Genomic DNA, 18,782 nt, shown 5'->3' on the forward strand with positions numbered 1-18,782 from the left:
TTTTCGAACCTCACAGTAGTCTGGATCTTCGTGGAGCTCATTCCCCCGCGCCTCAAAGAGCCGGCCTATCGGCTGTATGAGATGCGGCTGCGCCAGGAGCTGGCACGGTCGAAATCCCAACTGCCGCGCCATATTGCCGTTTTGTGTGACGGCAACCGCCGGTGGGCACGTGACCTTGGACACGATGACGTCAGCGTCGGGTACCGGATGGGTGCCCGCAAGATCGCCGACATGCTGCGCTGGTGTCAAGAAACCGGCATCGAGATGGCCACGGTGTATCTGCTGTCCACCGAGAACCTGCAGCGTGCCCCCGACGAACTGTCCCCGCTGATCGAGATCATCACCGACGTCGTCGAGGAGATCTGCGCGCCCGCCAACCACTGGAGCGTGCGCACGGTCGGTGATCTGGAGCTGATCGGCGAAGAGCCCGCGCGCCGGCTGCGTGACGCCGTCGGGTCGACGCGGTCGGAGGCTGCTGCCCAGACTTTCCATGTCAACCTCGCCGTGGGCTACGGCGGGCGCCAGGAGATCGTCGACGCCGTCCGCCAGCTACTGAGCAAGGAGCTGGCCAACGGCAGCACCGGTGAACAGCTGATCGACGCCGTCACCATCGATGCGATCTCGGAGAATCTCTACACCTCCGGACAACCGGACCCCGACCTGGTCATCCGCACCTCGGGGGAGCAGCGATTGTCCGGCTTCCTGCTGTGGCAGAGCGCGTATTCCGAGATGTGGTTCACCGACGCCTACTGGCCGGCGTTCCGGCGGGTCGACTTCCTGCGCGCACTACGCGACTACACCGTGCGCCATCGCCGGTACGGAATGTGATGCCACACTGAGAACATGGCTGCGCTGTCGGCGGTGGTCTTCACGCTGAGCTGGTGGTTGGGGCTGTACCTTCTGGCCCGCGACCCGCGTAAGCCCGTGCTCGTGCTGGCCGCGACCGGGTTGACGAGTTTCGCAGCTGTCGTCGCGCTCGACGCCGTCCGGACCGTCAGCGGCGCCGACGTGCTCAGCCGCATCGAGGTCTACCTCGTCGCCGTGCCGGGCATCGCGTGGTTCGCGGTGCTCCTCGAGCTGTCCCGGCCCCGTGACACCTGGCGCAGTCGCGCGGGCGAGTTCGGATTGGTCGCCGTGGTGGCCGCGGCCGCGTTCGTCGGCGCCGCGATGGCCGGAAGCGTCGACGGACCGCTGCGCCTGGGTCACTGGGTGATGTTCGCGGCGGTCTCGCTGTCGTCGCTGGGCGCCATGGTGTACGCGGTGCTGCGCCGGTCGCAGCCGGGCCCGGTGGTCGGTTTCGTGGTGGTCGCGACGTTGTTCTTCGCATTGGGCAACGCGATCCTGATCATCCCGCTGGGGCTCGTGCCGAGCTGGTTGGCGTTGGCGGGCACCGGGTTCGACGTCGCACTGCTCGGGGTGGCCGTGGCGATCGGGGACGCCTTCGACGAGGGGCAGGCGTTGCGCGGCGACATGTTGCGCTCGTTCGCGGCGACGGCGGTGGTGGCGGTGCTGTTCGGCGGCCAGGCATTGATCGGGCTGGCGGTCACCGGCCACGACACCGCGCTGACGGTGCTGCTGTTCACCAGCCTGGCGATCGCGATCGCGATCAACGTGCTCGCCGACCCGCTGGCCGGCGCGCTCGACCGGCTGGCGTTCTCGCGCTCGCCCGCCCTGCGCGCCGACCGCGCGGCACTGCGCAGCACCGAGGCGGCGCTGCCGCTGCGCAAGGACAACCCGCTCGACGGCGTCGACGAGCAGACGTTCGTCCGACTCACCCGTCGCGCGCTCGGACACTACGGCGATCTGTCCAAGCTGATCGCCAGCCCGCTGACCAACCTGCCGATCATCGACGAGCGGTTGGCGTCGCGCGGCGCCCCCGACCAGCCGCTGGAGCGGGCGACCGAGCTCAAGGCCCTGCTAGCCGAGCGCATCGCCCGGCTCAAACCGCGCGACGGCGGCGAGTTCGGCACCACCGAGGAGTGGCGGCACTACAACTCGCTGTATTTCCCGTATGTGGTCGGGGTGCGCGCCTATGCGCAGAACGCCACCGCCGCCGGACTCGATCCCGTCGCCCGGCAGGCCTGGCAGTGGTTCGTCACCGAGGTGCCGCAGCGGTCGCTGCACAACTGGCAGAACGCCGCCGCGCGGCTGATCGCCGCCGATCTGCGGGGCAACCTGGTGGCCGCTCAGACCGACGCCTGAGCTTCAGAACCCGGAGCGCGGGGGGTTCAATGCCCGCGTGACCTGCGGTTGGCAGTAGCTGGCAGCGTTCTGCGTCGATCTGGCAGCGGCATCTGAGCACTGTCGGTGACATGACCACCGCAACCACCCACCCGGTACGGGATACCGCCGGCGACGGCGATCCCGGAAGCGACTCCCTGCTGCGCGTCGCGCTGCGTGCCGACGCGACGCTGTGCGGGGGCCTCGGCTTGATAATCGCGATGGCCGCCGACCCGCTGTCGCGGGTGAGCGGTCTGTCCGCCACCAGCGAGTGGATCGGTGGGGCCGCACTCGTCGGCTACGGCGCCGCACTGTTCCTGGCGGCCGGGGCGCCTGATGTCCGCCGCGTCGGTATCGGCGTGCTGGTCGGCAACATCGTCTTCGCGCTCGTCGTGGCCGCGGTGCTGGCGACCGGCTTGCTGCCGCTGACGGAAGCCGGCGTGGTGGGAATTGCCGGGTTCACCGCCGTCACCCTCGCATTCGCCTACGCCCAGTACCTCGGGGTGCGTCACCTGATGTCGACCCCCTCATGACTGGTCCGGAGCCGCCGTCGTCAGAGGTTGCGGCGTCGGCTCCGGAACGGTCCTCATCCCACAAGAAAGGAATCCATCATGACCGCACTCTCCGAACGGCTGAACGAGTCGACGGACGCACTGCTGCGCTTTGCCATGCGCGCCGACGCGATTCTCACCGGCCTCGCCGGTATCGCGGCTCTTCCCCTCGCGGGTTGGCTGGCCGACACGTCGGGCACCACAATCACCTTCGAGTACGGAATGGCGGCGTTCTTCATCGCCTACGGTCTGGCGGTCCTGGCCCTCGCGGCCCTGCCGTCGCTGAAGACGGCGGGCATGGCGGTGATCGTCGCCAACGTCCTGTACGCCGTTGCGGCGGTAGTGCTCGTGATCTCGAACGTGTTCCCGCTCACCACGATCGGGGTGGTCCTGACGCTTGCCACCGGCGTGTACACGCTGGCGTTCGCCGAACTGCAGTACCAGGGCTGGCGCCGGATCAACCGGTAGCCGCTACAGCTTGCGCAGGCGCAGCCGGTTGATCGAGTGGTCGGCGTCCTTGCGCAGGACGAGCGTCGCGCGCGGCCGGGTCGGGAGGATGTTCTCGATGAGGTTGGGCCGGTTGATCGAGTGCCAGATGTCGCTGGCGGCGAACACGGCCTGCTCGTCGGTCAGTGTGGCGTAGTGGTGAAAGTGCGAGGCCGGGTCGGCGAACGCCGTCGTGCGCAAGCCGAGGAACCGATCGATGTACCACTTCTCGATGTCGTCGATGCGGGCGTCGACGTAGACCGAGAAGTCGAACAGGTCGGAGACCATCAACGTCGGCCCGGTCTGCAGCACGTTGAGACCCTCGAGGATCAGGATGTCCGGATGCCGGACGATCTGCTTTTCTCCGGGCACGATGTCGTAGAGCAGGTGCGAGTACACCGGCGCGCACGCGTACTCCGCGCCGGACTTGACCGTCGTGACGAACCGCATCAGCGCACGCCGGTCATAGCTTTCCGGAAAACCCTTGCGTCCCATCAGATTCCGGCGTACCAATTCCGCATTGGGGTAGAGGAACCCGTCGGTGGTGACCAGGTCGACGCGAGGGTGGTGCTCCCAGCGCGCCAGAAGCGCCTGCAGCACACGGGCTGTCGTGGACTTGCCGACCGCGACACTGCCCGCGACGCCGATCACGAACGGCACCGGCCGGTCCGGCTGAGACTCGCTGTCTGAGTCTCCGCCCAGGAACTCGGCGGTCGTCGCGAACAACCGCTGGCGCGCGGCGACCTGGAGGTGGATCAGCCGGGCCAACGGCAGATAGACCTCTTCTACTTCGAGGAGGTCGATTTTCTCGCCGATACCGCGCAGCTTCTTCAGCTCGTCCTCGGTGAGTTTCAACGGCGTCGACATACGCAGGTTCCGCCACTGACTCCGGTCGAACTCCACATATGGGCTGGGTTCACTCAGCCGCGCCATGCGCCCAGTCTTGCATTTACGGTTGAGTTCATGGACGCCAGCACCGTGATCCGCGAGTATCTGCTGCTCGGTCTGCGCTTCGACCGCGTGGAGCAGGGCTATGTCGACTCCTTCACCGGCGACCCGGCGTTGCGCCGTGCCGTCGCCGCCGAACCGCAGCCCGATCCCGCGGACCTGGCGCGGCAGGCCGACCGTTTGCTGGGGGAGTTGACCTCGGTCGACGGGCTGGAGCGGGCGCGCAAGGACTACATCGGCGCCCACCTACGGGCGTTGGCATGCGCGGGACGCAAGTTCGCGGGCGAGCAGGTCGGCTTCGTCGACGAGGTCGAGGCGTACTTCGACGTGCACATCGGCAGGGGCGACCCGGAGCGGTACCGGCAGGCCCATCGGCGACTCGACGAGGTGCTGAGCGGGCCAGGTCCGCTCGCCGACCAGATGCAGGCCTACCGCGCGGCCGAGGAGATTCCACCCGCGCGCCTCGAAGAGTGCATTCAGGCGTTCTCCAGCGCGCTGCGCGACCGCGTGCGCGCCGAGTATCCGCTGCCCGACGCGGAGACCATCACTTATGAGGTCGTCTCCGACAAGCCGTGGTCTGGTTTCAACTACTACCACGGGGATTACAAGTCGACGGTGGCCGTCAACGCGGACCTCAAGCAGCAGATGTCGAACCTGCCCCGGCTGGTCGCGCACGAGTCGTACCCCGGCCACCACACCGAGCACTGCCGCAAGGAGGTCGGTCTGGTCGAGAACCGGGGACAGGCAGAGCAGACCATCTTCCTGGTCAACACCCCGCAGTGTCTGATGGCCGAGGGCCTCGCCGATCTCGCGCTCTACGCGGCGATCGGACCCGAATGGGGCGTATGGGCCGGGGAGATCTACGCCGACCTGGGGCTGCGGTTCGACGGGGAGCGCGCCCAGGCGGTGTCGGAGGCGACCTCCGCCCTCGCCGAGGTGCGCCAGGACGCGGCGCTGATGCTGCACGACGAGCACCGCGACGTCGACGAGGTCGTCGCGTTTCTCAAGCAGTGGCTGCTGGTCAACGACCAGCGCGCCCGTCAGATGCTGCGGTTCCTGTCCTCGCCGCTGTGGCGCGCGTACACCAGCACCTACGTCGAGGGGTACCGGTTGCTGCGGGGCTGGCTGGATGAGCGGCCCGATGACGTCAGCTTGACCCAGCGGTTCGGCACGTTGCTCGACGAGCCGTTGATTCCCTCATCGCTGCGAGCGGCCTGAGTATCACGGTCGTCGCGCCGGGCCCTATGGGGAAGCCACCGTTTCGTTGCCCAGCTCGCAGCGAATTCTTCGTTGGCAGCGAATCTTTCGCTCGTAGCTGGGCATCGAAACAGGTATCTCGGCCGGGTGCGGATGATGCCACCGTGATCGGCGAGGCTGATGTGACTGCTGTGGATAGAGGGCGCGGTGTATGGCGGACGCGGTGGGTATGGCGGAAGCGGTGGGTGAGCCCGACCCGGTGGGTATGGCGGACCCCTATGGGCTGGTCGTTGCACGATCCCGGCGTCGTAGGCTGAGGCACATGACTGCAGACCCCGTGACCTCCAACGCTGCCGCCCCCGGTGCGGAATACGCCGAGACCGCGAGTGCCGCCTACCGGGCCGCGTTGCAGGTGATCGAGTCGGTGGAGCCGCGCATCGCGGCCGCGACGCGTAAAGAGCTTGCCGATCAACGGGATTCGCTCAAGCTCATCGCCAGCGAGAACTACGCCTCGCCTGCGGTGCTGCTGACGATGGGCTCCTGGTTCTCCGACAAGTACGCCGAAGGCACGATCGGGCACCGGTTCTATGCGGGTTGCCAGAACGTCGACACCGTCGAGAGCCTCGCCGCCGAACACGCCCGCGAGCTGTTCGGAGCGCCGTATGCCTACGTACAGCCGCACTCGGGCATCGACGCCAACCTCGTTGCCTTCTGGGCGATCCTGGCCACCCGGGTCGAGGCGCCCGAACTGGCCGCGGCCGGCCTCAAGCACGTCAACGACCTGTCCGAGGCGGACTGGGAGCAGCTGCGCAACAAGCTCGGCAACCAGCGGCTGCTGGGGATGTCGCTGGACGCGGGCGGCCACCTGACCCACGGCTTCCGGCCCAACATCTCCGGCAAGATGTTCCACCAGCGGAGCTACGGCACCGACCCGAATACGGGCTTCCTCGACTACGGCGCGGTGGCCGACGCCGCCCGCGAGTTCAAGCCGCTGATCATCGTGGCCGGCTACTCGGCCTATCCGCGCCGGGTTAACTTCGCGACCATGCGCGAAATCGCCGACGAGGTCGGCGCCACGTTGATGGTCGACATGGCGCACTTCGCGGGCCTGGTCGCGGGCAAGGTGTTCACCGGCGACGAGGATCCGGTACCGCACGCCCACGTCACCACCACGACCACTCACAAGTCGCTGCGCGGGCCGCGTGGCGGGATGGTGCTCGCCCAGCCCGAGTACTCCGACGCCGTCGACAAGGGCTGCCCGATGGTGCTGGGTGGTCCGCTGTCACACGTGATGGCCGCCAAAGCGGTTGCGCTCGCCGAGGCCCGCCAACCGGCCTTCCAGGCGTACGCCCAGCGTGTCGCCGACAACGCCCAGGCCCTGGCCGACGGTTTCCTCAAGCGTGACGCCGCGCTGGTCACCGGCGGCACCGACAACCACATCGTGCTGCTCGACGTCACCTCGTTCGGCCTGACCGGCCGCCAGGCCGAATCGGCGCTGCTCGACGCGGGCATCGTCACCAACCGCAACTCCGTGCCCGCCGACCCCAACGGCGCCTGGTACACCAGCGGCATCCGGTTGGGCACCCCCGCGCTGACGACCAGGGGATTCGGGGCCGACGACTTCGACCGCGTGGCCGAGCTGATCGTGGACGTTCTGGCCAACACTCAACCTTCTGCTGCCGCAGGGGGAGTGTCGAAGGCCAAGTACACCCTGGCCGACGGCACTGCCGAGCGCGTGCACGCCGCCTCTGCCGAGCTGTTGGAGGCGAACCCCCTGTATCCGGGGCTGACGCTGTAGCCGCACGCCACGCCGGTCGGGAATTTTACGATTCCCACAGAATTGAGTTACTGTAACCGCATGGCACAGAAACCTGTACCGAATGCGCTGATCCTCGAACTCGAGCCGGTCGTGCAGCAGGAGCTGCGTCGTCACATCGACAGCGAGGATCTCTGGTACGCGCACGACTATGTGCCGTTCGACCAGGGTGAGAACTTCGCCTTTCTCGGCGGTAAGGACTGGGATCCCTCGCAGGTGACGCTGCCCAAGGATGTCACCGACGCGCTCGAGATCCTGCTCATCACCAAGGACAACCTGGCAGGCTTCCACCGCGAGTTCGTGTTCAGCTTCATCCTCGAAGAGAAGTGGGGCCGCTGGATCGGCCGGTGGACCGCCGAGGAGCACCTGCACGCGATTGCGCTGCGCAACTACCTCGTCGTCACCCGCGAGATCGATCCGGCCGCCAACGAAGACGTCCGCGTCGAACACGTGATGAAGGGCTACCGTGCCGACACCTACAGTCAGATCGAGCGGCTGGTGTTCATGGCTTTCTTCGAGCGCGCCCACGCCGTGTTCTGCCGCAACCTCGAAGCGAAGATCACCGAACCGGTGCTGAAGAACCTCATCGGTCGCATCGCCAAAGACGAGGAGCGGCACGAGGAGTTCTTCGCCAACCTGGTCTCGCACCTGTTGTCCACGAGCCGTGAGGAAACCGTCGAGGCCATCGCGCGACGCGCGGCGGAACTCGACGTCGTCGGGGGTGACATCGACGCGTACGCCGACAAGGTGCGCAACGTCGCCGAGGCCGGGATCTTCGGACCCGAGCAGCTGCGTCAGGTGATCACCGACCGAGTCGCCGCGTGGGGGCTGGCCGACGAGCCGCAGATGCGCGAGTTCACCCCCGCGTAACCGCGCGATCATCGCCGCGGACGAGCAACGGCAACACTACGGCGCGCCTGCACGGCGCATGTGCCGCAACGGGAGTAGCGTCGTTTCCGATGGCTAGCGACGTGCTTTGCTGTCCGGGCGGTACCCGATCGTTGCGATCACGAGAGGGCCGGCCCCGGCCCTGGTGCCGCAGTGTCCGCCGACGGTTCGCGGGGGACCCGCGGATACCAGGAGCGCTACGTGATCGATTCGCCTCTCCGGACCTACGTGCTCGACACCTCCGTGCTGTTGTCAGATCCCTGGGCCTGCACGCGCTTTGCCGAGCATGAGGTCGTGGTCCCGCTGGTGGTCATCAGCGAGCTCGAAGCCAAGCGACACCATCATGAGCTAGGCTGGTTCGCGCGTCAGGCCCTGCGGCTGTTCGACGATCTCCGACTCGAACACGGCCGACTCGATCAGCCGATTCCCGTTGGCACACAGGGTGGTTCGCTACACGTCGAACTGAACCACAGCGATCCGTCGGTGCTTCCCGCCGGTTTCCGCACCGACAGCAACGATGCGCGGATCCTGACGGTGGCGACCAATCTCGCCGCCGAGGGCAAGAACGTCACGTTGGTGAGCAAGGACATCCCGCTGCGCGTCAAGGCGGGTGCGGTCGGGTTGTCGGCCGACGAATACCACGCCCAGGACGTCATCACCTCCGGGTGGACGGGCATGGCCGAGGTCGAGGTCGTCTCCGACGAGATCGACGCGTTGTTCGCCGACGGGGAGATCGATCTGCAGGCGGCCCGAGACCTGCCCTGCCACACCGGCATTCGTCTGCTCGGTGGCACGTCGCACGCGCTGGGCCGGGTGACGCCCGAGAAGCGGGTGCAGTTGGTGCGCGGCGACCGGGAGGCATTCGGGCTGCGGGGCCGCTCCGCCGAACAGCGGGTGGCCTTGGATCTGTTACTCGACGAATCGGTCGGCATCGTTTCGCTCGGCGGCAAGGCGGGCACCGGCAAGTCGGCGCTGGCGCTGTGCGCGGGACTGGAGGCGGTGCTCGAACGCCGCACACAACGCAAGGTCGTGGTCTTCCGTCCGCTCTACGCGGTCGGCGGGCAGGATCTCGGCTACCTGCCGGGCAGCGAGAGCGACAAGATGGGCCCTTGGGCGCAGGCGGTCTTCGACACACTGGAAGGGCTGGCCAGCCCGGCGGTGCTCGAGGAAGTCCTCTCGCGCGGCATGCTCGAGGTGCTGCCGCTGACCCACATCCGGGGGCGCTCGCTGCACGACTCGTTCGTGATCGTCGACGAGGCCCAGTCGCTCGAGCGCAATGTGCTGCTCACCGTTCTGTCGCGTCTCGGCGCAGGTTCGCGTGTGGTGCTCACCCACGACGTCGCCCAGCGCGACAACCTGCGAGTCGGCAGGCATGACGGCGTCGCCGCGGTGATCGAAAAGCTCAAGGGCCACCCGCTGTTCGCCCACATCACGCTCTTGCGCAGCGAGCGCTCGCCGATCGCCGCGCTGGTGACCGAGATGCTCGAGGAGATCAGCCCCGGCGCCCTGCCGTGAACCGGCTAGCGGCGACGGTTGCGACGGGCCAGGTACCAACCGGCGGCCGCCGCACCGCTGAGCGCCACCACCCGGTCGGCGCGATCGCCGCGCGGCAGGTCGAGTAGCGAAACCAGGCCCAGCACCGCGAATCCGGTGCCCAGGGCGGGCTGGCTGGTGGCCGTCGTGACCAGCGCGTTGCTGTGGTCGGTCAGGGTCGCGGGAGCTTCGTCGAGACGCACCGGTCCTCCAGTCGATGGCGGGGCGGGACAGCGTTACGACGGTAAGTCCTGCGACCCGACGGGGGGAATAGGGTGTTTCCCTATGTGTGGTCCCCTCTTTGGGGTCCGCTCGGCCGCCCGACCTGTCGACCCAGTTCGGCCCGCGACTTGATTCCCAGCTTGCGGTAGATGCGCGCGAGGTTGGCTTCGACGGTCTTGGGGCTGATGAACAGCGCGGCCGCGACGTCACGGTTCTTCATTCCGCCGGCGACGAGTTCGGCCACCCGCTGCTCGGACGGTGTCAGTTCCCCGCTGCGCTGAGGTCCGGCGCTCGCCCGCGAGAACTCCGCGCGAGCCCTGGTCGCCCACAGCGGGATATTGAGACGCTCGAAGACCTCGAGGGCCTCCTGAAGGTGCGCCGACGCCGATTCCTTCTTGCGTTGCCGGCGCTCGATGTGACCCAGGGTCAGTAGGGTCCGCGCCCGCTCGAACGGCATCGGCAGACGGGTATGTGCGGCCATCGCCCGCTGCGCCGCGTCGTGGGCGGCGTCGAGGTCGCCGAGCGCGGCGAGCAGCATGGCGCGCGCCCGCGCACCGACCGCGAGCATCCACTCGCGGTCCAGCCTGCGACCGTTGTTCTCCAGCGCGGTGGTGAGCCGTTCCGCCTCGTCGAATCGCTCGAGGTGGACCAGTGCCTCGATCGCGTCGGGCAGGTAGGCGGCGTTGGGCAGTTCGGTCGGCGTGCTGTCGGGGTCGAACTGCGCGAGCATCGGTTGCAGCGCGGCCGCCGCGGCTTCATAGTCGCCCAGCGAGACCTCGAGGAACCCGAGGGTCGCCCGCACCCGATCCGCCATCCGCAATGTGCCGGTCTGCCTTGCGCATTCGAGGGCGTCTTCGATCGCCCGGCGGGCGATCTCCTCGTGGCCGGCGAACACGGCCAGTTGGGCCCGCAGGCTCTGGGTCAGGAACTGCGAGGTGTTGCCCCCGAGTTGTCGTGCCTTTTCCACGGCGTCTTCGGCAACCAGGTTGGCCGTGGCGAAGTCACCGCGCGCGATCGCGTTCGTCACCACGTGCTGAGAGACGAAGACGTGCTCGCCCTCCTCGCCCTTCTCCAGGCAGCGTGCCCGGATCTTGTCCACGACATCGCGCGCTTCGTCGAGTCGGCCGGTCCACTCCAGCAGCAGTGCGTGCTGCATGGCGGGCCGGAAGACCAACGGTGTGTGCGCCTCGGGGTCCTCCAGTCGCAGCGCCCGTTGCAAGGTCTCCTCGTCGTAGCCGTGGCCGGCGGCGAACCTCAATATGACCAGCATTCCCAGCGCCATGCTGAGCAGATGCGGCTGGTCGAGAGGCTCGGCATTCGCGACGGCCGCAGCGGCGGTGTCCAGGCCCTGCTGCAGTTGATTGGCGTGGAAAAGCGTATAGGCCAACGTGATCAGGGTCTGAACGCGCAATGCGTGGTTGTCGTGTACCTCGTCGAGCGCCTCGCGTAGCAACCGCGCGCTCTCGATGAACCCGTCGCCGTAGAGTCGCACCACCGCCAGTCGGCTCAACGCTTCGGCACGCAACGCGCCGGTGGGCAGTTGTTCGATGGCCTCTGCGAGGACGGCCGCTGCGCGCTCCTGTTCTCCGGCGTCGAAATGGTGCAGCGCCGACCGCAGTCGCCGCTCCGCGGTGTCGCCGCCGAGGCCGATGGCCAGGTCCACCAGTTCGGCCGCCGCGGCCGGCGCACCGCGCGTGCGCGCCGATTCCGCCGCCATGTCGAGGGCCGCCAGCGTGACCTCGTCACCCTTGGTAGCGGCCAGCGCCAAGTGTCGGGCCCGAAGTTCGGGTTCGTCGACGATCTCGGCGAGCCGTCGGTGCATCGACCGGCGGCGGCCGGGGGAGGCCTCGGTGTAGACCCCGCTGGCCAACAGCGGATGAGCGAACCGGATCCGGTTGCCGTCGATCGTGATGACGCCCTTGCTTTCGGCGGTCTCCAATAACTCGACCAGTTGGTCCTCGTCGCCCGTCGTCGCATTCGCTACCACCTCGATCGTCGGCACGGCAAGGCACGACGCGGCCAGCAGCGCGTCGTGGACGTCGGTGTCGAGGCTGCCCAGCCTGGTCCGCACCACGTCGGCCAGGGTGCGGGGCAGTGACGCGTCGAGGCCCGGCGCTCGTTCGTCGAGGGAGCGGGCCAACTCGATCGCGTAGAACGGGTTTCCGCCCGACACCTGGTGGATCCGGCTGATGGTGGGACGCGAGAACGCTCGTCGCAGCCGCGTGGAGACCGCACGATGCAGATCCTGGATATTCAACGGGCTCAACCGGATTCGATCCACCGCGTCGGGCCGGGACAACTGCAGCCAGTCGGCCAGCGCACGGTCGTCGGATCCGGTGCGCAAGCTGGCCAGTAGCCCCGTACGCCCCGTGAGCCTGCGCACCGCGAAGGCGATGACGTGCTTGCTCGACGGGTCGAGCCACTGCAGGTCGTCGATGGCCAGCAGGACCGGTCGGTCCTCGCTGAGTCGTTCGACCACCGACAGAAACGCGGCGGCCACGGCACGCTGATCGGTCACCGCGTCGTTGTCCGCACGCAGTAGCACCTGGTCGACCGCGAGGAGTTGCGGCGTCGGCAGGTCGGCCCAGACGCGCGCGTCGGCCTCATCCAGCAGGTCGGCCAGCGCGGTATACGCGAGCACCGACTCCGCGGCCGCCGGTCGGGTCGACAGGACGTGGAATCCTCGCTGTTGCGCCTGCTCGACCACGGCCAACCACAGCGTCGTCTTGCCGATCCCCGGCTCACCGTCGATCAGCAACGCCGACGGGCCCAGCGCCATCGCGTCCAGGAAGGCAACGATGGCGCGTTGATGTGTCGACTGGCCGATCACAGTGTTCCCCAGGTCCCCTGGCACGTCCCCCCATTACAGCTGATCCGGAAGCGGGCGACCCCTCTATACCCCTCAGCGGCCGGGCTGACCCATCACCCGGGTCAGTTCGGCGCGGGACCGGATGCCGAGCTTGCGGTACACCCGCGCGAGGGTGGCCTCGACGGTCTTTGCGCTAAGGAACAGTTCGCCCGCGACGTCGCGGTTCGTCAGGCCCGCGGCGGCCAGCTCGGCGATGCGCAGCTCCGCGGCGGTCAGCTCGGCCGGGGACGACGCGGCGGAGTGGAGTTCATCTCGGGAGGTCCTGGCGCGCTCGACCCACACCGGCGTGCCGAGGGCCTCGAAGGTTGCCAGCGCCTCGTTCAGCGTCGAAGCGGCGAGCGGGTCGCGCGCTCTGGCCTGTTGCTGCCCGAGCACCAGTTGGGTACGCGCGCGTTCGAACGGCATCGCCAACCGGTCATGGGCCTCGATCGCCCGGTGCGCCGAGCTCACGGCGTCGCGCAGATCGCCCGCCGCCGCGTGCAGCATCGCGCGGCATCGTCCCCCCACCGCCAGCATCCACGCCCGGCCGAGGCGACGCCCGTTGCGTTCCAGCGCGGCCACCAGCGGTTCCGCTTCGTTCGCACGGCCCAGCTCGACGAGCGCCTCGACGGCGTCGGGCACGAACGCCGCCGCTTGGATCTCGGTGGAGTCCGGTGCGAATCGCGACACCAGCGGCTCGAGGAGTTCCATCGCCGCACCGTAGTTTCCGAGCGAGACCTCCAGGAATCCGAGCGCGGACAACGCCCAATCCTCGTGCCACGCGGTGCCGCTGCGCCTGCAGGCGTCGATCGCGTCCGCCGCTGCCAAACGCGCCTTGCTCTCGGCACCGTCATAGGCGGCCAGCCAGGCTTGTAGCACCAGGCTGAGCATCGCAGGGAATTCACCGCCGAGTTGCCTTGCCAAGTTGGCGATTTCGTGCGCCACCCGCTTGGCCTCACCGAAGTCCGCACGCCAGATCCGGGTCAACGCGACGTAGAAGTCGACGAAGACGACTTCGCCTTCCTCTCCTCGATCGGTGCAGAGGCGAGAGATCTCCCGCATGCACTCGTAGGCGGTGTCGAGCTCACCGGTGCAGGCCAGCAACAACGCGTGTTCGACGCTCGGCCGCAACATGATCGGCGTGAAGGATTCGGTGTCTTCGAGTTCGAGGGCGCGGCGCATGGTCGCTTCATCCATGCCGCCACCGAGAAAGAACTGAATCGTCGCCCGGACTCCGAGCGCCATGCTGAGCAGACCGGGGATACCGAGATGTTCGGCGTAGGCCACCGACTCCTCTGCGCGGCGCCGGGCCGACGCAGCGTCCCCGGTCATGTACAGGCCGTACGCCAAGGTGGTGAGCATGACAGCCTTCGCCGGTCCCTCGGCTGCATCCTCCTCGAGCGCCGTCGCGAGCAGTTCGACCGCTTCGGTGTAGCCGTCGTCGATGAACCGGACGACCGCGAGCATGTGCCGGGCATCCGCACGCAGTGGTCCCGGTGCCAGGTCCTCGACCGCCCGCTCCAAGAGCGCGCGGGCCCTGGCCGGGTCGCCACCGTCAAAGCAGTACGCCGCCAACCGCATTCGCCGCTCGGCGGTGTCGCCGCCGAGTGCGACGGCGAGCTCGATCAACTCTGCGGCGGCGAAAGGGGCACCCCGCGCGTGGGCCGTTTCGGCCGCCCGCTCGAGCGCGCCGACAGTTGCGTCGTCGCCGGTGGTCGCGGCGAGTGCCAGGTGGCGCGCGTGCAACTCGGGCTCGTCGACGACGGTGGCCAGCCTGTGGTGCATCCGCCTGCGCTCCTCTGGGGAAGCGCCGGTATACACACCGGCGGCCAGTAGCGGATGTGTGAAGCGGACCCGGTTGCCTTCGATGACGATTACGCCGCGCTGTTCGGCGGCCTCGAGCAATTCGACAGCACGGTTGTGTTCGGCGTCGACCGCGGCGGCCACCAGATCGACTGCGGGATCGGCCACCGAGGCGGCGGCCAAGAGTGCTTCCAGCGTCTCCGCGTTCAGTCCGCTCAGCCTGGCCTGCACAACTGCAGCCAAGGTGTCCGGCAGCGGGGCTTCGGGCCTGTCGTCGGAGACCTTGGCCAGCTCGATCGCATAGAAGGGATTGCCGCCGGAGATCCGGTGAATACGGGTCACCTTCGCGCGCGAGAGCGGATGCTCGAGGTGTTGTGTGACGACGGCGTGGAGCATGCGCGACGTCAACGGCCGCAATGAGATTCGGTGGGTGGCATCCGGGCGCCGCAGCTGCAACCAGGTGTAGGCATCTGTGCCGTCGGTGCGCAGGGTGCCGAGGATGCCGACCGGTCCCGCCAGCCGACGTGCGGCGTACGACAACACATGTGAGCTCGACGGGTCGACCCACTGCACGTCGTCGATCGCCAACAGCAGCGGTTGTCGAGTGGCAAGACCCTCGATGACCGACAGGAACGCCGCCGCGACGGCACGGCGATCGGTAGGTGCTCCATCAGCGCGGTCGGCGCGGCGGATCCGCTCGATGGCGCTGCGCTGGGCGGCGGGCAGGTTTGCGAATTCTGCGGCGTCGACGTCGGCGAGCAGTTCGGTCAGAGTCGTATAGGCGAGGACTGATTCGGCGCTCGGGTTCCTGGCCGACAGCACGCGGAAGCCATCGCCGCGGGCGCGGTCGGACGCCGCCTGCCACAGCGTGGTCTTGCCGATTCCGGCCTCGCCCTCGATCAACAGAGCTGACGGCGCGTGCGAAGCGGACTGCAGGAAGTCCGCTACCGCCTTCTCCTCCTCCGGACGGTCCGCCAGGTACGACGGCGAACGGAAACGCTTAGCGCTCGTCGTATTTCACCTTGGCCATCGCCAACACGTCCAGGCGCTTGTCCAGTTCCTCCTCGGACAGCTTGTCGCCGATCAGGCCCCGATCGATGACGGTCTGTCGGATGGTCTTCTTCTCCTTGAGCGCCTGCTTGGCGACCGCGGCGGCCTCTTCGTAGCCGATCGCCGAGTTCAACGGCGTGACGATCGACGGGGACGACTCGGCCAGCTCACGGAGCCGGTCCTCGTTGGCCACCAGGCCGTCGATGCAGCGCTCGGCGAACAACTTCGACGAGTTGGTCAGGATCTTGAACGACTCGAGGATGTTGCGGGCCATCATCGGGATGTACACGTTCAACTCGAATGCACCGTTGCCGCCGCCCCACGCGATCGCGGCGTCGTTGCCGATCACCTGCGCGGCCACCTGCGTCACGGCCTCGGGAATCACCGGGTTCACCTTGCCCGGCATGATCGAGCTGCCCGGCTGAAGATCTGGCAGCTGGAGCTCGCCGAGCCCGGTCAGCGGTCCCGAGCCCATCCACCGGATGTCGTTGGCGATCTTGGTCAGCGACACGGCGATGGTGCGCAGCGCACCCGACGCCTCGACCAGCCCGTCGCGGGCCGCCTGAGCCTCGAAATGGTTGGCTGCGACCTGTAATTCGGCAAGGCCGGTCTGCTCGCGCAGCACGGCGACGACGCGCTCGTCGAAGTCGTCTGGCGCGTTGAGGCCGGTGCCGACCGCGGTGCCGCCGATGGCCAGTTCGCCGAGCCGGGGGAGCGTGGCCTTCACCCTTTCTATGCCGGCCTCGACCTGGCGGGCATAGCCGCTGAACTCCTGCCCCAGCGTCACGGGCACGGCGTCCATCAGGTGGGTGCGCCCGGACTTGACCACGGTGCGCCACTGCCGCGCCTTTGTGGCCAGCGACTCGTGCAGCACCTCGAGCGCCGGGATCAGGTGGCGCACAGCGGCTTCCGTCGCGGCGATGTGCGTCGCGGTCGGGAAGGTGTCGTTGGACGACTGCGACATGTTGACGTCGTCGTTGGGGTGCACGGTCACGCCGTTGCGCGCCGCGATGCCGGCGATCACCTCGTTGGTGTTCATGTTCGAGCTGGTGCCCGAACCCGTCTGGAACACGTCGATCGGGAACTGGTCGTCGTGCTGACCGTCGGCGATCTCACCGGCCGCGGCGATGATCGCGTCGGCCTTGTCGGCGGCGAGCAGGCCGAGGTCCTTGTTGACCTGCGCGCACGCGCCTTTCAACAGGCCGAGGGCCCGGATCTGGGTGCGCTCGAGGCCACGCCCGGAGATCGGGAAATTTTCCACGGCGCGCTGAGTCTGCGCGCGCCACAGCGCGTCGACCGGCACCCGGACCTCGCCCATGGTGTCGTGCTCGATGCGGTACTCGGTCCCGGTTGCGCTGTCGGAGTCGACGCTCATGAATGTCCTTACTTATCTTGTGTTACGGCAGCGGATAGACGGCGTTGCTGTCGCCGGTGAAGTCGATCGCGGAGTATTCGCTGAGTTTGGACAACCGGTGGTAGGCCTCGATCATCCGGACGGTGCCCGACTTCGAGCGCATGACGATCGACTGCGTGGTGCAGCCGCCGCTGTAGAAATGCACGCCCTTGAGCAGGTCGCCGTCGGTCACTCCGGTGGCGCAGAAGAAGACGTTGTCGCCGGAGACCAGGTCCTCGGTGGTCAGCACGCGGTCCAGGTCGTGGCCGCGATCGATGGCCTTCTGCCGTTCCTCGTCGTCCTTGGGGGCCAACTGGCCCTGGATGGCGCCACCCATGCAGCGGATCGCGGCCGCGGCGATGATGCCCTCGGGTGTACCGCCGATACCGGCCAGCATGTCGGTGCTGGTGTTGGGTCGGCACGCCGAGATCGCACCCGCGACGTCGCCGTCGGTGATCAGCCGGCACCGCGCGCCGGCCTCCCGCACGTCGGCGATCAGCTGCTGATGGCGCGGCCGGTCCAGGATGCACACGGTCAGATCGGAGACCGACACGTTCTTGGCCTTGGCCACCCGCCGGATGTTCTCCCCGATGGGGGCGGTGATGTCGATCGCGTCGACGGCCTCGGGTCCGACGGCGATCTTGCTCATGTAGAACACCGCGGATGGGTCGAACATGGTGCCGCGTTCGGAAACCGCGAGCACCGAGATGGCGTTGGACAGGCCTTTGCTCATCAACGTGGTGCCGTCGATCGGGTCCACGGCGAAATCGCACTCCGGTCCGTCCCCGTTGCCGACCTCTTCTCCGTTGTAGAGCATCGGCGCGTTGTCCTTCTCGCCCTCACCGATGACCACCACGCCGCGCATCGTCACCGAGTTCACCAGCTCGCGCATCGCATCGACGGCCGCACCGTCGCCGCCCTCCTTGTCGCCGCGGCCCACCCAGCGGCCGGCGGCCATGGCGCCTGCTTCGGTTACTCGGACGAGCTCGAGCGCGAGATTTCGATCTGGGGCTTCACCACGGGTCGGACTCATGGCCCAGATTGTCCCATTAGCCGGTCCGCGTTCGGGAGCTGGGATACTGGCTGCGTGACCACGCAACCGGCTCCCGCCCCCAAGCCCGCCAAGTCGCGGTTGCTGCATGACGGTCGGGACATGTTCTGGTCGATGGCGCCGTTGGTTCTCGCCTGCATCGTGCTGGCCGGGATGCTGGGGATGTGCTCCTTCCAGGGCGCGGGGCCAGGCGCCGGCCCGGTCCCGTCCTTCGACGCCCCCGCGGCCTTACGGGCCGATGCCGACGCGTTGAAGATCCCGATCCGGATCCCGCAACTGCCCGACGGCTGGCAGTCGAACAGTGGTAGCCGCCAAGGCATCGAGGCCGGTCGCACCGACCCCGCGACGGGGCAACCTCAGCGTGCCGTCAGCTCCACCGTCGGATTTCTCGCGCCCAGCGGGATGTATGTGAGCCTGACCCAGAGCAATGCCGACGAGGAGAAGCTGGTCGGGTCGCTCGACGCCGATGTCGTGCCCACCGGGGTGCAGGACGTCGACGGCGTGAAGTGGGTGGTCTATGAGGGCGGCGACGACGACGGCAAACCCGCCGAACCGGTGTGGACGACCCGGCTGACCGGTCCGATCGGACCGGCGCAGGTCGCGCTGACCGGCGCCGCGGACGCAGACGAATTTCGTACTCTGGCGGTGGCGACGCAGACCGCGGCGCCGCTGCCGACCCCCTAGGAGTGGGCGTGGTTCGTTCGGCGAGTTTGCACTCACGCAGCCCGCTTCCCGCACTTTCTCTGCGTGGTTTCATCTCGCGTAACGAGCGAACT

15 protein-coding genes are annotated in these 18,782 nt (G+C 68.0%); 9 read left to right on the forward strand and 6 right to left on the reverse strand.

What is annotated here, in order from left to right; genetic code table 11:
* The first annotated feature begins 30 nt into the window (after positions 1–30).
* The 4 genes from AU198_RS06040 to AU198_RS06055 all read left to right on the forward strand — a co-directional run bounded on the left by AU198_RS06040 (position 31) and on the right by AU198_RS06055 (position 3,239).
* Entirely contained in the window at positions 31–828 is a 798-nt protein-coding gene (locus AU198_RS06040) for a (2Z,6E)-farnesyl diphosphate synthase (RefSeq protein WP_064346604.1), read from the forward strand.
* Between the two features lie 15 nt (positions 829–843).
* A complete protein-coding gene (locus tag AU198_RS06045; protein ID WP_064346605.1) occupies positions 844–2,202 on the forward strand; it encodes a hypothetical protein in 1,359 nt (452 codons plus the stop codon).
* A 110-nt stretch (positions 2,203–2,312) separates the two neighbouring features.
* On the forward strand, positions 2,313–2,753 hold the full coding sequence (locus AU198_RS06050; RefSeq protein ID WP_064346606.1) for a hypothetical protein: 441 nt from the start codon (positions 2,313–2,315) through the stop codon (positions 2,751–2,753).
* A gap of 78 nt (positions 2,754–2,831) precedes the next feature.
* Complete coding sequence (locus AU198_RS06055; RefSeq protein ID WP_064346607.1) at positions 2,832–3,239, forward strand: hypothetical protein; 408 nt, start codon at positions 2,832–2,834, stop codon at positions 3,237–3,239.
* 3 nt (positions 3,240–3,242) lie between these two features.
* Here the strand turns inward: AU198_RS06055 and coaA are convergent, their stop codons facing one another.
* Positions 3,243–4,190 carry a type I pantothenate kinase gene (gene coaA / locus AU198_RS06060; protein ID WP_064346608.1) on the reverse strand — a complete coding sequence of 316 codons (948 nt, stop codon included), beginning with the start codon at positions 4,188–4,190 and terminating at the stop codon, positions 3,243–3,245.
* 30 nt (positions 4,191–4,220) lie between these two features.
* Here coaA and AU198_RS06065 point away from each other — a divergent pair, with 30 nt between their 5' ends.
* The 4 genes from AU198_RS06065 (at position 4,221) to phoH2 (ending at position 9,621) form a co-directional block, all read left to right on the forward strand.
* Positions 4,221–5,423, forward strand: coding sequence for a hypothetical protein (locus AU198_RS06065; RefSeq protein ID WP_064346609.1), 1,203 nt, complete (start codon positions 4,221–4,223; stop codon positions 5,421–5,423).
* A gap of 301 nt (positions 5,424–5,724) precedes the next feature.
* A complete protein-coding gene (locus tag AU198_RS06070) occupies positions 5,725–7,200 on the forward strand; it encodes a glycine hydroxymethyltransferase (RefSeq protein ID WP_064346610.1) in 1,476 nt (491 codons plus the stop codon).
* 60 nt (positions 7,201–7,260) lie between these two features.
* Positions 7,261–8,088, forward strand: a complete 828-nt coding sequence (locus AU198_RS06075) for an acyl-ACP desaturase (RefSeq protein ID WP_064346611.1) — start codon at positions 7,261–7,263, stop codon at positions 8,086–8,088.
* Between the two features lie 219 nt (positions 8,089–8,307).
* Entirely contained in the window at positions 8,308–9,621 is a 1,314-nt protein-coding gene (gene phoH2, locus AU198_RS06080; protein ID WP_064346729.1) for an RNA 5'-3' helicase PhoH2, read from the forward strand.
* Between the two features lie 5 nt (positions 9,622–9,626).
* Here phoH2 and AU198_RS06085 read toward each other — a convergent pair whose 3' ends face one another.
* The 5 genes from AU198_RS06085 to glpX form a co-directional block, all read right to left on the reverse strand.
* Positions 9,627–9,842 (reverse strand): hypothetical protein, encoded by a 216-nt coding sequence (locus AU198_RS06085; protein ID WP_064346612.1) that lies wholly within the window; start codon positions 9,840–9,842, stop codon positions 9,627–9,629.
* A gap of 80 nt (positions 9,843–9,922) precedes the next feature.
* Positions 9,923–12,715 (reverse strand): helix-turn-helix transcriptional regulator, encoded by a 2,793-nt coding sequence (locus tag AU198_RS06090; protein WP_064346613.1) that lies wholly within the window; start codon positions 12,713–12,715, stop codon positions 9,923–9,925.
* Between the two features lie 48 nt (positions 12,716–12,763).
* Positions 12,764–15,490 (reverse strand): AAA family ATPase, encoded by a 2,727-nt coding sequence (locus tag AU198_RS06095; protein ID WP_064346615.1) that lies wholly within the window; start codon positions 15,488–15,490, stop codon positions 12,764–12,766.
* A gap of 22 nt (positions 15,491–15,512) precedes the next feature.
* Positions 15,513–16,937 carry a class II fumarate hydratase gene (locus AU198_RS06100; protein WP_064346617.1) on the reverse strand — a complete coding sequence of 475 codons (1,425 nt, stop codon included), beginning with the start codon at positions 16,935–16,937 and terminating at the stop codon, positions 15,513–15,515.
* A 22-nt stretch (positions 16,938–16,959) separates the two neighbouring features.
* Entirely contained in the window at positions 16,960–17,988 is a 1,029-nt protein-coding gene (glpX, locus tag AU198_RS06105; protein ID WP_064346619.1) for a class II fructose-bisphosphatase, read from the reverse strand.
* Positions 17,989–18,042: 54 nt separating this feature from the next.
* On the opposite strand from glpX, the gene AU198_RS06110 reads away from it, so the two are divergent.
* A complete protein-coding gene (locus AU198_RS06110) occupies positions 18,043–18,690 on the forward strand; it encodes a DUF4245 domain-containing protein (RefSeq protein WP_064346621.1) in 648 nt (215 codons plus the stop codon).
* Positions 18,691–18,782 lie beyond the last annotated feature (92 nt).

Origin of the sequence: Mycobacterium sp. GA-1199 (genome assembly GCF_001500045.1) — a bacterium.
GTDB lineage: Bacteria > Actinomycetota > Actinomycetes > Mycobacteriales > Mycobacteriaceae > Mycobacterium.